The 12,816-nt window shown below is 71.7% G+C and carries 14 protein-coding genes; 8 read left to right on the forward strand and 6 right to left on the reverse strand.

All coding sequences use genetic code 11. The features are described from left to right. The first annotated feature begins 78 nt into the window (after positions 1-78). The 5 genes from ACFWN2_RS22305 to ACFWN2_RS22325 are packed head-to-tail and all read left to right on the forward strand — an operon-like array spanning position 79 to position 3,470. Positions 79-717, forward strand: coding sequence for a glycosyltransferase family 2 protein (locus tag ACFWN2_RS22305; RefSeq protein WP_382430124.1), 639 nt, complete (start codon positions 79-81; stop codon positions 715-717). Then, the gene (locus ACFWN2_RS22310) at positions 714-1,406 is read left to right on the forward strand and encodes a DUF2064 domain-containing protein (protein ID WP_382430126.1); all 693 of its coding nucleotides are present in this window, start codon (positions 714-716) and stop codon (positions 1,404-1,406) included. Before ACFWN2_RS22305 ends, ACFWN2_RS22310 begins: the two co-directional genes overlap by 4 nt. Next, entirely contained in the window at positions 1,403-2,002 is a 600-nt protein-coding gene (locus ACFWN2_RS22315) for a methyltransferase (RefSeq protein WP_382430128.1), read from the forward strand. The genes ACFWN2_RS22310 and ACFWN2_RS22315 overlap by 4 nt, the downstream gene beginning before the upstream one ends. Beyond that, complete coding sequence (locus ACFWN2_RS22320; RefSeq protein WP_382430130.1) at positions 1,999-3,036, forward strand: molybdopterin-dependent oxidoreductase; 1,038 nt, start codon at positions 1,999-2,001, stop codon at positions 3,034-3,036. The genes ACFWN2_RS22315 and ACFWN2_RS22320 overlap by 4 nt, the downstream gene beginning before the upstream one ends. Then, entirely contained in the window at positions 3,033-3,470 is a 438-nt protein-coding gene (locus ACFWN2_RS22325; RefSeq protein WP_382430132.1) for a hypothetical protein, read from the forward strand. Before ACFWN2_RS22320 ends, ACFWN2_RS22325 begins: the two co-directional genes overlap by 4 nt. Here the strand turns inward: ACFWN2_RS22325 and ACFWN2_RS22330 are convergent. After that, positions 3,402-4,217, reverse strand: a complete 816-nt coding sequence (locus tag ACFWN2_RS22330) for an ABC transporter permease (protein ID WP_382430134.1) — start codon at positions 4,215-4,217, stop codon at positions 3,402-3,404. The two genes, ACFWN2_RS22325 and ACFWN2_RS22330, sit on opposite strands and share 69 nt — an antisense overlap. Then, the gene (locus ACFWN2_RS22335) at positions 4,217-5,077 is read right to left on the reverse strand and encodes an ABC transporter ATP-binding protein (RefSeq protein WP_382430136.1); all 861 of its coding nucleotides are present in this window, start codon (positions 5,075-5,077) and stop codon (positions 4,217-4,219) included. The genes ACFWN2_RS22330 and ACFWN2_RS22335 overlap by 1 nt, the downstream gene beginning before the upstream one ends. Positions 5,078-5,176: 99 nt before the next feature. Between ACFWN2_RS22335 and ACFWN2_RS22340 the strand changes: the two genes are divergently transcribed. Both ACFWN2_RS22340 and ACFWN2_RS22345 read left to right on the forward strand, forming a co-directional pair. Beyond that, positions 5,177-6,226 (forward strand): sensor histidine kinase, encoded by a 1,050-nt coding sequence (locus tag ACFWN2_RS22340; protein ID WP_382430138.1) that lies wholly within the window; start codon positions 5,177-5,179, stop codon positions 6,224-6,226. Next, on the forward strand, positions 6,223-6,867 hold the full coding sequence (locus tag ACFWN2_RS22345; protein ID WP_382430140.1) for a response regulator: 645 nt from the start codon (positions 6,223-6,225) through the stop codon (positions 6,865-6,867). Before ACFWN2_RS22340 ends, ACFWN2_RS22345 begins: the two co-directional genes overlap by 4 nt. Here ACFWN2_RS22345 and ACFWN2_RS22350 read toward each other — a convergent pair. Together ACFWN2_RS22350 and ACFWN2_RS22355 are read right to left on the reverse strand one after the other, a co-directional pair. After that, positions 6,853-7,473: a DJ-1/PfpI family protein gene (locus tag ACFWN2_RS22350; RefSeq protein WP_382430142.1), complete on the reverse strand. Its 621-nt coding sequence runs from the start codon at positions 7,471-7,473 to the stop codon at positions 6,853-6,855. The two genes, ACFWN2_RS22345 and ACFWN2_RS22350, sit on opposite strands and share 15 nt — an antisense overlap. Next, positions 7,473-8,411 (reverse strand): GlxA family transcriptional regulator, encoded by a 939-nt coding sequence (locus tag ACFWN2_RS22355; RefSeq protein WP_382430144.1) that lies wholly within the window; start codon positions 8,409-8,411, stop codon positions 7,473-7,475. Before ACFWN2_RS22355 ends, ACFWN2_RS22350 begins: the two co-directional genes overlap by 1 nt. 105 nt (positions 8,412-8,516) lie before the next feature. On the opposite strand from ACFWN2_RS22355, the gene ACFWN2_RS22360 reads away from it, so the two are divergent. Next, positions 8,517-9,521, forward strand: a complete 1,005-nt coding sequence (locus ACFWN2_RS22360; protein WP_382430146.1) for a GDSL-type esterase/lipase family protein — start codon at positions 8,517-8,519, stop codon at positions 9,519-9,521. Here the strand turns inward: ACFWN2_RS22360 and ACFWN2_RS22365 are convergent. Both ACFWN2_RS22365 and ACFWN2_RS22370 read right to left on the reverse strand, forming a co-directional pair. Continuing rightward, entirely contained in the window at positions 9,518-10,306 is a 789-nt protein-coding gene (locus ACFWN2_RS22365; RefSeq protein ID WP_382430148.1) for a carboxylesterase family protein, read from the reverse strand. The genes ACFWN2_RS22360 and ACFWN2_RS22365 overlap by 4 nt on opposite strands. A gap of 56 nt (positions 10,307-10,362) precedes the next feature. After that, complete coding sequence (locus ACFWN2_RS22370) at positions 10,363-12,810, reverse strand: hypothetical protein (RefSeq protein ID WP_382430150.1); 2,448 nt, start codon at positions 12,808-12,810, stop codon at positions 10,363-10,365. Positions 12,811-12,816: the final 6 nt, after the last annotated feature.

Here is a 12,816-nt window from a genome sequence, read left to right on the forward strand (position 1 = left end):
AAGACAATCGTAAGAACTCTTTCGTGCGTCACAATTCCGTAAGCACCACAACACTTTCCGATGGTCCAGGGTGGATCCATGGATGTCGTGTTGCCCTGCCTGGACGAGGCCGCCGCGCTGCCCGCGGTGCTCGCCTCCCTGCCTCCCGGTCACCGCGCGATCGTCGTGGACAACGGGTCCGCGGACGGATCGCCCGAAGTGGCGGCTTCTTGTGGTGCCCTTGTCGTGCACGAACCCCGGCGCGGCTACGGCGCCGCCGTGCACACCGGGCTGCTCGCGGCCACGTCGGACCTCGTGGCGTTCGCCGACGCCGACGGCTCGCTCGATCTGGCGGAACTTCCTGCCATGGCGGAGCTTCTCGCCGACGCCGATCTCGTGGTGGGACGGCGACGGCCCGTTCACGCGGGTGTCTGGCCGTGGCACGCGCGGGCCGGCAACGCCGTGATCGCGGGTCTGTTGCGGCGCAGGGGTCTGGACGTGCACGACATCGCGCCGCTGCGGGTGTGCCGGCGGGAGGCGTTGCTGGCGCTGGACGTGCGGGACCGGGCGTTCGGCTATCCGCTGGAACTGCTGGTGCGCGCGGCTTCGGCCGGCTGGCGGGTGCGGGAGGTCGACGTGTCCTACGGGCCACGTGCGGCCGGCACCCGTTCCAAGGTGTCGGGTTCGGTGCGCGGCACGCTGCGGGCGGCGCGGGACATGGCGGGGGTGCTGCGATGAGGTTCTGCCTTCTGGTCATGGCCAAGTCGCCGGTACCGGGTCACGTGAAGACGCGCCTGTGCCCGCCGTTGAGCCCGGAGGAAGCCGCGGACGTCGCGGCAGCCGCGTTGCTCGACACCCTGGCGGCCGCCCTGGAGACCCCCGGCGCGGTGCCCGTGGTGGCGCTGGCCGGGGTGGTGCGGCGCGAGGACGTGCGGGACGCGCTGGCGGAGTGCGTGGTGATCCCGCAGCGAGGCGTTTCCTTCGGCGACCGCCTGGCGAACGCGCACGCCGACGTGGCGCGGTTTCGGATGCCGGTGCTGCAGATCGGGATGGACACGCCCCAGGTGACGCCGGAGCTGCTGGAGTCGTGCGCCGAGTTCGAGGAGACGGCGCTCGGGCTGGCGCTGGACGGCGGGTGGTGGGCGCTCGGGTTGCGCGACCCGCTGCGAGCCGCAGTGCTGCGGGACGTGCCGATGTCACGCGCGGACACGGGAGCGTTGACGCTGGAGGCGTTGCGGGGCGGGCGATCGAGGGCGGACTCCGGAACGCGGGTGCCCCCTGCCCGAGCCGGAGTCGTTCCCGCGGTGCGCATGCTGCCGACGCTGTCCGATGTGGACACCATCGCGGACGCCCACGCCGTGGCCGCCCAGATCCCTCACAGCCGGTTCGCGGCAGCCCTGGCTTCGGTCGCGGCGGTGACGCGATGATGTTCGACCAGGCCCTGCGGGGCCGCCCCAGCTGGCTCGACCTGCCGGGAACCACCCCGCGCGAACTCTCCGTCGCCCGCTGGCACGCCGACGCCGCCGGCGGCGACTCCGTCCTCCTGGACGCCTGCACCGGCCCGACCCTCGACGTCGGCTGCGGCCCCGGCCGTCTCGTGGCCGCGCTCCTGGCCCGCGAGGTCGAGGCGCTCGGCGTCGACGTGTCACCGGAGGCCGTCCGGCGCACCACCGAACGCGGCGGCATCGCGATCCGCCGCGACGTCTTCGACCTGCTGCCCGGCGAAGGCCTGTGGCAGCACGTCCTGCTCGCCGACGGCAACATCGGCATCGGCGGCGACCCGGCGGCGTTGCTGCGGCGCGTGCGTCAGCTGCTCAGGCCCAGCGGAACCGTCGTCGTCGAGGTCGAGCCGCCGGGGTCCGGACTCGCGGTCGGCCAGGCGCGCGTGCGGACCGACGGCTCAGCGGGTCAGTGGTTCCCGTGGGCCTGGAGCGACGCGGACTCGCTGGTGGCCGACGGGATGTTCCTGCTGTGGCAGCGCGAACGTGCCGGCCGCTGGTTCGCGTGCTGGGAGAAGCTGTGAAGTTCAAGGCACCCGCGCACCACGTGGGCGTGACGAGCCGGATCGGCACGTGGCTCGGCATCACGTTCGGGCTGTGCTTCGTCACCGGACTGCTGAGCCACGGCGTGCAGCACGACTGGCCGTGGCCGACGCGTCCGGTCGACCTCTACCGCGTCACGCAGGGCGTGCACGTGATCTCCGGCGTGGCGTCGATCCCGTTGCTGCTGGCCAAGTTGTGGACCGTCTACCCGAAGCTCTTCGAGCGGCCGCTGGTGAAGTCCGTGCCGCACGCCCTGGAGCGCGGCTCGATCCTCGTGCTGGTCGCGGCGTCGTTCTTCGAGCTGGTCACCGGTCTCTTCAACGCGGCGCAGAACTACCCGTGGTCGTTCTACTTCCCGACCGCCCACTACGCGGTGGCGTGGATCGTGACCGGCGCGCTGCTCGTGCACATCGCGGTGAAGATCCCGCTGATCCGCCGCTCCCTCGAACCCGCGTCCACCGAGAAGACGGTCTTGTCCCGCAGGGCTTTCCTGCGCACCACCGCGCTGACCACGGGTGTCGCCGTCGTCGCGACGGCCGGCGTCACGGTGCCGTGGCTGCGCAAGGTCTCGGTGCTGGCGTGGCGTTCGGGCGGCGCCCTCCCGGTCAACCGGACCGCCCGGGCCGCACAGGTCGTGGTGCCGCCGGACTGGCGCCTGCGCGTGGGCTCCGCGAGCTACTCCCTGGCCGAGCTCCAGGCCATGCCGCAGACCACCGTCGAGCTGCCGATCGCGTGCGTCGAGGGGTGGAGCCAGAACGCGACGTGGACCGGGGTGCGGGTGTCGGAGCTGGTGGGGCGCGGGGACGTGCGGGTCGAGTCACTGGAGAAGTCCGGGCTGTACCGGGCGTCGACGCTGCCCGAGGCGTTCGCGCAGGACCCGCTGACGCTGCTGGCGTTGCGGCTCGACGGGGAGGAGCTCAGTCCGGACCACGGGTACCCGTGCCGGCTGATCGCACCGAACCGGCCTGGGGTGCTGCAGACGAAGTGGGTCACGTCGCTGGAGGTGCGGGGATGAGGGGCCGTGATGGGAACGTGAGCGCGGGCCTCGTGGCCAGGTTCGCCCTCGGCGCCGCCGGTGTGGCCGTCGGCGCCTGGGGCGCCTGGCTCCTCCTCCCCCAGGTCACCCTCGAACTCCTGGTCTGGCTCGGCGGCGGAGTCGTCCTGCACGACTTCCTGATCGCCCCACTCGTGGGCATCACCGGCCTGGTCGTCCGGCGCCCGTCCATCGGCATCGGTCTGACCGTCTCAGGCGTCATCACCCTGATCGCGATCCCGCTGCTCTGGCGCGAGCACAGCGGCCTGGTCAACCCAGGCCTGCACGACCGCGACTACCCCACCGGAGTCGCGGTCGCACTGGCCCTGACGTGGGCCGCGGTGGCCCTATACGAGGTCGCGGCGCACCTTCAGAAGCGTCGCCGCGCCGACGAAGACCACCACGTAGCCGGCTAGGAACAGGGCCGCCGTGGTGCCGCTCAGGTCCGTGAGCACGCCCGGCGCGCCCGCCCCACCGACGGCTCCGGCGAGGTTGCCGGCGGAGCCGCCCGGCAGGACCTTCGTCAGCGACTCGACCGGGCCGAGCAGGGAACCCACGCCGCGCAGCAGGTTCTCCGTCACGATCGCCCACATCAGGCCCAGACCGACGGCCAGGGCCGGGCCCCTGGTGACGACGCCGAGGAACACGCCGAAACCCGTCCACATCAAGGCGATCAGCAGGGCCGCGACCAGGGCCTTCAGCGCCTCGAAGCCCGGCAGGCTCCAGTCCCAGCCTTCCAGGGAGGCGACCGTGATGGCCGCGCTGAGGTCCACCACGAACGTCAGGGCGACCAGGACCAGCACGATGATCGCCAACGCGCCCAGGGTGCCCGCCATCGCGGAGATGCGGCGCGGGCCCGCGGTCAGGGTCGTCTTCCAGGTGCCCCAGCCGTAGCCGCTGCCGACGGCCAGCGCCGCGAGCACGAGGATGATCGCCCCGCCGAACATCGGCAGGCCGCGCACCACGGCCGCGCCCACGTTCTCCGGCTGCATCGAGCTGATGAGTTGCTGCTGCGAGAGGTCCGCCCTGTTGGTGCCGCCGTTGAGCGCCAGGTAGTTGAACACATAGCCGAACGTCAGCGTCATCACCAGCCACACGCCGATCAGCACCCAGGTCGCCGGCCACTTCCACAGCCTCAGCAGCTCCGCCTTCACGCTGCCCATCACGCCGCTCCCGTCATCTCGAAGAAGACCTCTTCCAGCGTCCGGCGCAGCGGCCGGACCTCCTGCACGTCCACGTCCGCGGCCACCAGGGTCCGCACCAGGGCGCCCGCGTCCGTTTCGCGCACGTGCAGCACGTCGCCGTGCAGCGTGCTGCCCTCGATCAGCACGTGCGCCTTCTCCAGCGGGTCGGCGCGGATCAGCAGCACGGTGTCGCCCCGCAGCTGCTCGACCGTGCTCTCGGCGACCAGCCGGCCCTGCGAGATCACGCCCACCCGGTCGCAGATCTCCTCGACCTCGCCGAGCAGGTGGCTCGACAACAGCACCGTCTGGCCCTGGGCGGCGAGGGCGCGCACCAGGTCGCGCATGTCGGCCATGCCCGCCGGGTCGAGGCCGTTGGTCGGTTCGTCGAGGATCAGGAGCTCCGGGCGGCCGAGCAACGCCGCGGCGACGCCAAGCCGTTGCTTCATGCCGAGCGAGTACCGGCGGAACTTCTCCCCTGCGGCGCCCACGAGGTCGACCTGTTCCAGCGCGGCCTCGACCTGCGTCCTGCCGACGCCACGGCGGTGCGCGTGCACGCGCAGGTTGTCGCGGCCGGACAGGTACGGGTAGAAACCGGGTCCCTCGATCAGCGAACCGACCCTGAGCAACGCCTTGGGGCTGCCGGGGGCCTCACCGAGCACCTCGGCAGATCCGCTGGTCGGCTTCACGAGCCCGAGCAGCATGCGGATCGTGGTCGTCTTGCCCGCGCCGTTCGGACCGAGGAACCCGTAGACCTCGCCCCGCCGCACGGACAGACTGACCTCGTCCACCACGGCGCGGTCGCCGTAGCGCTTCGTCAGCTTCTCCGTCGTCACGATCATGCGACCAATCGTGTTCCCACCAGAACGCGCGGGCGTCCGCTCCGGAGCGTCATGAAGATACGCACATCTGCGTACGCCCGCGGTCGTATGGTCGGCACCATGCGGATCAAATGGCAGGACGTCGCCCTCACGGCGGCCCTGCTCGTCTTCGGTCTCGGCGGAACGAGGTTCGCCGCACGCCTGCAGGGCGCGGAGAACCTCGACGTGCTCGCGTACGTGCTCATCACGCTGGCGGCCGCCGGTCTGCTGCTCCGCTCTGTCCGTCCGCTGTGGACGGTCGGGATCACGGTCGTCGCCATCAGCACCTACCTGGCACAGGGTTATCCGTTCGGGCCGATCCTGATCAGCGGTGTCGCGGCGGTGTACGCGGTGGCCGTCTACGCGCGCATCGAGATCGCGGCCGCGAGCGCCGTCGTCTACGCCCTGGCGATCCTGCCGTGGTGGAACGACTCGGTCACCTCGTGGATCACCTGGTCCGCGGGCTGGATCCTGCTGCCGGCCGCGGCGGGCGTGCTGATGAGACTGCGCAGGAAGTCCGCTGTGGACGTTCGCGAACGGGCCGTGATCTCCGAACGGCTCAGGCTCGCCCAGGAGGTCCACGACGTCGTCGGCCACGGCCTGAGCGTGATCGCCATGCAGGCCGGGGTCGCGTTGTACGTGCTGGACAAGGATCCCGCGAAGGCCAGGGCGTCGCTCGAAGCCATCCGCGACACGTCGAAGGAGGCGCTGGACGGCCTGCGGTCCGAACTGGACACCCTGCGCGGCACGGCTCCCCTGACCCCGACGATCACGCTCGCGGACCTCCCGGCGCTGGCGTCGCGGATGCGCGAGGCGGGGCTGGAGGTGTCGGTCGAGGTGGAGGAGGTCGACCTGCCCGGCGGCCACGAGCTGGCCGTCTACCGGATCGTGCAGGAGTCGCTGACCAACGTCCTGCGCCACTCCTCCCCCGGCGTCACGGCGGCCGTCAAGGTCTACACCGTGCGCGGCGAACTCGTCGTGCACGTCAGCGACACCGGCACGCCCGGCCCGTTCACCGAGGGCCACGGCATCACCGGCATGCGGTCACGGGCGGAGGCGCTCGGCGGCACCCTCGAAGCCGACGGATCGCACGGCTTCTCGGTGATCGCCCGGATACCGTTGCCGTCATGATTCGCGTGGTGGTGGCGGACGACCAGCCGCTGGTCCGGATGGGACTGCGGACGCTGATCGAGACCGAGGACGGCGTGCAGCTCGCCGGAGAGGCCGCCGACGGCCGCGAGGCCCTGTCGCTGATCCAGGCCACGAAACCGGACGTCGTGTTCCTCGACATCCGCATGCCGCTGATGGACGGCCTGGAGGTCCTCCGCCGGGTCAGCGCGGACCCCGCGTGCGCCGAAGTCAGGATCGTCATGCTCACGACGTTCGACCTCGACGAGTACGTGTTCGAGGCGCTGCGCACCGGCGCGTCAGGGTTCCTGGTCAAGGACTCCGACCCGACCGACCTGCTGCGCGCCGTGCACGTGGTGGCCGACGGCGGTTCGCTGCTCTCGCCGTCCGTCACGCGCCGGGTGATCGACCGGTTCGCGTCCGGCGCGTCGGCGAGGCCGGTGCCGCACCTCGACAAGCTGACCGAGCGTGAACGGGAGATCATGCGGCACGTGGCGTCCGGCGCGTCCAACGACGAGATCGCGGCGGTGCTGGTGATCTCGCCCGCGACGGTGCGCACGCACGTGTCGCGGGCGATGGTGAAGCTGGGCGCACGGGACCGCGCCCAGCTCGTCGTGTTCGCCGTGCAGTCAGGCCTGACTTGATTCGAAGGCGGCCTTGAGACCGGCCGCCACCTCGGGCGGGATCGAGTCGTAGGCGCGCGGCGGCTGCGGGTCGTACTCGATGCCGACCTGCACGGCCTGCGCGACCAGTTCGCCGAACTCGGCCTCGACGAGCCGCAACGCCATGTCGATGCCCGCCGACACGCCCGCGCCGCTCACGACCTTGCCGTCGAACACGACCCTGTCGGTCGAGACCTCGACGCCCCGCACGTCCAGGTCCTCCCGCGCGGCCCAGTGCGTCGTCGCCTTCGAGACCAGCCCGGCCTCGGCGAGCAGCGTCGACCCCGTGCAGACCGACGTCGTCCACTTCGTCGTCGGGTGCACCTCGCGCAGCCACTCGACGACGCCACCGGAGTCCTTGAGCAGCTCCTTCCAGTGCCCGGACCCCGGCACCACGACGATGTCCGTCGACTTCAGCGACGCGAACGTGTCGGTCGGCACGACGGTGAGCCCGTTGTCCGACTTCACCGGGTCGAGCGTCGCGGCGACGAACCGCGTCGAGACGATCGGCACGGCGCCGAGCACCTCGTACGGGCCGACGAAGTCGAGCGCGGTCATGTTCGGGTAGAGCACGAACGTGGCTTCCATCAGGCAACCCCAGTGGTCCGGAAACGGGCGCGGTAGCTGCCCGGCGACACGCCGAGCACGCGCAGGAAGGCCCTCCGCAGGGTCTCGGCCGAGCCGAACCCCGACTGGCGGGCGACGAGGTCGAGCGAGTCACCCGTGCTCGCCAGCCGGTCGGCGGCGGCCTCGACACGGGCTCGTTCGACGTACTGAGCGGGCGAGATGCCCATGCTGCGCGAGAAGACGCGGGCGAAGTGCCGCACGCTCATCATCGCCTTGCGCGCCATGACCGGCACCGTCCACTCGCGCGTCGGGTCGGCGTGGATGTCGTCCAGCAACGCGCGCAACGAGCCGTCCGACACCGGTTTCGCGCGGGTGTGGACGCTGAACTGCGACTGGCCGCCCGACCGCTGCAGGAAGACGACCAGGTACTGCGCGATCTTGCGGGCGAGCGCCGGGCCGTGGTCCTGCTCCACCATGGCCAGCGCCAGGTCGATGCCCGCCGTGACCCCTGCCGACGTGGACACCTCGCCGTCGCAGACGAAGATGGCGTCCGGTTCGACGTCGACACCGCGGTTCTCCAGCTCGCCGGTGAACGCCCAGTGCGTCGTCGCCTTCTTGCCCCGCAACAACCCCGCGCTCGCCAGCACCACGGACCCGGTGCAGACACCGGCGACACGGCGGGATCTGAGCGCGAGTCTGCGCAGGTTCGTCATCAGCACCGCGTCGGACGCGGCCTCGTCGTAACCCCAGCCGCCGACGACGAGCAGCGTGTCGATCGGACGGTCGAGCGTGCGCAGGTCGGCCCCTGCCTCGATGCGCACCCCCGCCGTCGCGGTGAACGGGCCTCCCCCGAGCGTGGCGACCGTGACCTCGTACCGCGGCTCGCTGTAGTTGGCCGCCTGGAACACCTCGATAGGTCCCGCCAGGTCCAGCAACGCGGTGCGGTCGTAGCCGACCACGACTATCTCCCTCGTATTCCCCACACCTCCACTTTCCTCACGCCCGCCGGGGGCGGCAACGCCATATCCCCCTCGGATTCGGCCACCCCGGTAAACTGGGACGCGATGCGCAAAGTGCTCTTCCTCGCGGCGATCGGCCTGCTCACGATCCTGCTGGTCGTGAGCGACCACGTGTTCCCGCCTCCCTCGGCTCCGGACAGGGAGACCAGAACGGCGTTCGTCGCGCTCGGCGACAGCACGATGTCCGGTGAGGGCGCCGGCAGCTACGAGCCGGGCACCGACGGCGAGGACGGCGGCAACTGGTGCCACCGCTCGCGCGAGGCCGAGATCATGAAGACCTCGTTCGAGGCCGACCTGAAGATCAACCTGGCGTGCTCGGGCGCGAACTCCGACAAGCTGCGCAACGAGCAGCTGCCCCGGCTGCGCGAGATCGCCGGGCAGAACCAGGTCACCGCGATCGTCGTGGCCATCGGCGCGAACGACGACCCGCGCTTCTCCGAGATCCTCAACAAGTGCTTCGAGGCGTGGGGCAAGCGCAGCGACTGCACGTCGTCGGTGGCGCCGGAGTGGTCCAAGCGCGTGCGGCGGATGGTGCCGAAGGTCGAGAACACGCTGAACGCCATCCGCCAGACCATGCGCGACTCCGGCTACCTCGACTCGTCGTACCAGCTCGTCGTGCAGTCGTACGCGGCGCCGGTCTCGCCGAAGATGCCGCAGTCGCTGCAGAACCTGTCCGGCTGCCCGCTGCGCAGCGGCGACCTGGAGTGGGTCGTCGAGGAGGCCGTGCCGGAGCTGTCGAACGGCCTGCGCTCCGCCGCCGGGAAGGTCAACGCCCGGTTCCTCGACCTCGCGCGGGCCGGTGAGGGCCACGAGGCGTGCGTGGGAGGCGACGACCCGTCCACGGAGTGGTTCACGCGGCTCTCGGTCGACTGGGACGGCCTGAGCGACCAGAGGCGCGCCTCGCACGCGTTGCAGGAGTCGTTCCACCCCAACGAGCGCGGGCACGAGCAGATCGGCCGGTGCCTGGCGGAGTTCCTGGCATCGTCGAAGCGGGACGGGGCGTGCGTGCCGCGGCTCGACGGCACGCTCGGGCTGACGACGGAGAGCTAGACCCAGCGCCGGAGTTCGTGCCGCGGCCAGCCCGGGTCACCGGTGCGCGCGAACTCGGCCCACGCCTGCGCGATGTCACCGCGGAACATGTCCGGCACGTCCGCGCCGTGATGTGCCGGCTGCCGGGCGTAGATCGACCGGAACGCGCGCCCGTGCTCGTCCGCCAGCCTCATCGTCGGCTCCTGGAACAGCTCCGCGTCCTCGTCTACCGTGTGGCAGACCAGCAGGTCGACGTCGTACGGGCCTTCCAGGGGACTGCGCGGCAGCGACTCGCCGTCCACGATCGGTTGGTACAGCACGACTTCCGGGTCCGCGACCCGCTGGACCTCGACCGCCTCCTCCGGCGTGAAGAACCGCCCGGCGAGGCTGTGGACGATCGCCCGGTGGAACAGTCCCCGCGCGGCGGGCATGACCATCAGGCTCGCGACGGTCTGCGCGCCGGACGACTGCCCGGCGACCGTCACGTTCGACGGGTCCCCGCCGTAGCGGGCGATGTTGCGCCGGATCCAGCGCAACGCCGACACGACGTCCAAGATCCCGCGGTTGTGCGGCAAGCCTTCCAGCGCACCGTATCCGTCGAGCGCGAGCCGGTAGTTGCAGCTGACGAAGACGACGCCGAGCGAGGCCAGGTGATCACCCGCGTACTCCGGTTGTGCCGAGGAGCCGACGGTGTTCGCGCCGCCGTGCACCCACAGGACCACCGGCGCGGGACCGTCCGTTGTGGACCAGACGTTCAGCGTGTGGGCGTCACCGAAAACGCCCGCCGGCTCGCCGTCGCGGTCCACCGGAGGGTGGAGCCGCAACGGGCCGACGGGCGGTTCCGCGTAACGGATGCCGAGGTTCAGGCCGTCACCTGGTGCGAGACCGGCAGCACCCGGAGGTTCGCCGCCGCCCGTTCCAGCTGGGACAGCACGCTCGGCCGCAGGCCCGCGATCTCCTGGTCCGACGCGGGTCCGGCGATCTCCTGCAGCAGCACCTGCTGCGGGTGGTCACCCTCGGCGTCGGCGACGGCCAGCACGCGGAACGGCGTGCCGGGCGCGAAGAGCACGCGTTCCTCGGTGGCCACGGCGACCCGGTCCGCCACCTCGACCCTGCGGCCGGTGACCGACCAGATCAGGTACTCGGTGACGCCCTCGATGCGCTGCGACGGGTTCGCGACGGCGTCGAGCAGGCCGTGGTCGACCAGGACGTCCCCGCTGCGGTAGCGGCGCGGGCCGGTCGGGCCGTTGACGCCCCACACGGCCGTCACGCCGCTGTGCACGGGCAGGCGGTTCAGGCCCGAGACGATGCACGCGACGTACGGGCGCAACCGGCCCAGACGTCCCTGGCGGAGCGTCTCCACGACCATGTCCTCGTCCTGCGACACGCACGCCAGCAACGCCGTGAGGTCGGTGACCATGGCCTCGAACGCGGCCGGGTCCTCCTCCGCGTCCGGGCGCTGCGAGAGCAGACGGACAACCGTCGCCGCGTGTGCGCCGTAGCGCTCACCGAGCGCCCGGCGGACCGTGTCACGTTCCGCGTCCGAACTGCTGTGGTCCCGGGAGACCGTCTCACGCTCGCCGTTGTCCTCCGGCGGGACCTCCCACATCGCCAGCGGCTGCAACGGCAGCGGGCCGTCGACGCGGAACCTGATCGGGGTGGAGTCCGGGTCGTCCGACGGGAACGCGGCCTCGTCCGGGTCGTCCAGCGCGTGCGACGTCACGGCCGCCATCGCCGGACCGGCGCTCATGCTCGCGTACGCGGGCCGTTCCGCTTCGGGCTCAACGGGCGTGGCGGGGGTGAAGAAACCCGTGCCGTTGTCCGCCGTGTCGCGCCGCGCGTGCGCGGCCCCGCCCAGAGCCGCGGCGATCTGCGCCGAGGGGACCGGCGCGGGTTCGGCCACGGGAGCGGGCGGAGGCGGCGGCGGTGCCGTGACCTTGGAGTCGCAGAACACCAGCCGCAGCAGCTTGCGCACCTCGGGCTCAAGGCGTTCCACGAGAGCAGCGCCGTGCACCGCGACCGCGCCGGGCGTCGTGCGCCCAGGCGTGCCCACGGTCAGACGTGCCCACTCCGGGTCCAACGGCTGTGTGCGCACCTCGGCCGCGTTGTACGGCTCGTCCTGCTCGCGCACCCACAGGCCGGAGGGCACGACTTCGAGCACGACGCCGTCGCCGAGCGCGAACACACCGGGCGAGACCTCGGTCAGACCCTGGACCGGCGTGCGGTAGCCCGACACGAGCGGCACGGACTCGTTCGGCAGGCACATGACCTCGGTGACGAACGGGCGCCACGTCTGCTGCCCGCGCGGGTCGACCGCGATGACCGCGGGACCGCCGCCGCGCACGTTGCCCACCGGCAGGCCGGTGAACATCGCGATCGGCTCGCCGATCTGGTCGGCGACGCGGCTGACGATGCCGGCGTCCACGCCGTACGGCACGAGCCGCACGCGTGACCGGGCCGCCTGGGGCAGCGCCGTGAGCAGGCGGCACACCTCGTCGATCGGGATCGACGACTGGCCGGGTCCGCCGACGACGACCGTCAGCACGTTGTCGCGGCACGGCAGCGCCACGATCGGCCGCGAGTCCTGGGCCGCCGGGTCGAACGGCGGGTTCTGCGCGCGCAGCCAGAGCCCGCTCGGGATCGGCTCGGAGATGCCGATCTCGCCGGTGGGCCACGGGGAGTTCGGGTCCATCGCCTCCCACTGCGGCACCGGGAAGCGGCGGCCGAACGGCATCGGGGACGCGTTCGGCTGGAACTTCACCCAGCTGCCATAGCCCTGCGTGCCGACGACGAACGCGGCACCGGGCACCGTGGTCAGCACGCCGTCCGGCGCGACGACCTCGGCCTGCAGCTGCTCGGCGAGCCACTGCGCGGGAGCGGTCGGCCGCATCGACCCGGCGTGCGAGACCGCGAGCCGGACGGGCCCGCGGCCGTGCAGCGCTGTGACGACGTGCGGCCAGAAGGTGCTCTGGTCCCCGGCGGGGAAGTCGACCACGACCACTGTCCTGCCGACGTCGGCGGGCAGCGCGCGGGCGAGTCCCTGGGCGCCCTGGCTGGGGCCCTCGGGTGCGGAGACGACGAGCGTGGCCCCCACGAGGTTCGCCGCGAACGGCGTCCTCTGGGGCACGGGCTCCGGCTGCGGAACCGCGGCCGGGGGCTGCTCGACGGCGTACGGATCGCTGTACGGATCCAGGTCCTGGTCGGTGCTCGTGATGGTCTGAACTCCGAAACTGCTCTGGCCAGAACTCTGGATCTGTTGTTGTTGGTCGCCTTGGGCGGCGGCACGTCGGCCCAGCAAGCGCCTGATCACCTCCGT

Source organism: Lentzea sp. NPDC058436 (assembly GCF_042721515.1).
Lineage (GTDB): Bacteria > Actinomycetota > Actinomycetes > Mycobacteriales > Pseudonocardiaceae > Lentzea.

Excerpts from the sequence above, each read along its gene's own strand:
- ACFWN2_RS22305 (WP_382430124.1), top strand. The coding sequence starts at position 79 with ATGGATGTCGTGTTGCCCTGCCTGGACGAGGCCGCCGCGCTGCCCGCG.
- ACFWN2_RS22310 (WP_382430126.1), top strand. The coding sequence starts at position 714 with ATGAGGTTCTGCCTTCTGGTCATGGCCAAGTCGCCGGTACCGGGTCAC.
- ACFWN2_RS22315 (WP_382430128.1), top strand. The coding sequence starts at position 1,403 with ATGATGTTCGACCAGGCCCTGCGGGGCCGCCCCAGCTGGCTCGACCTG.
- ACFWN2_RS22325 (WP_382430132.1), top strand. The coding sequence starts at position 3,033 with ATGAGGGGCCGTGATGGGAACGTGAGCGCGGGCCTCGTGGCCAGGTTC.
- ACFWN2_RS22330 (WP_382430134.1), bottom strand. The coding sequence starts at position 4,217 with ATGGGCAGCGTGAAGGCGGAGCTGCTGAGGCTGTGGAAGTGGCCGGCG.
- ACFWN2_RS22335 (WP_382430136.1), bottom strand. The coding sequence starts at position 5,077 with ATGATCGTGACGACGGAGAAGCTGACGAAGCGCTACGGCGACCGCGCC.
- ACFWN2_RS22340 (WP_382430138.1), top strand. The coding sequence starts at position 5,177 with ATGCGGATCAAATGGCAGGACGTCGCCCTCACGGCGGCCCTGCTCGTC.
- ACFWN2_RS22345 (WP_382430140.1), top strand. The coding sequence starts at position 6,223 with ATGATTCGCGTGGTGGTGGCGGACGACCAGCCGCTGGTCCGGATGGGA.
- ACFWN2_RS22350 (WP_382430142.1), bottom strand. The coding sequence starts at position 7,473 with ATGGAAGCCACGTTCGTGCTCTACCCGAACATGACCGCGCTCGACTTC.
- ACFWN2_RS22360 (WP_382430146.1), top strand. The coding sequence starts at position 8,517 with ATGCGCAAAGTGCTCTTCCTCGCGGCGATCGGCCTGCTCACGATCCTG.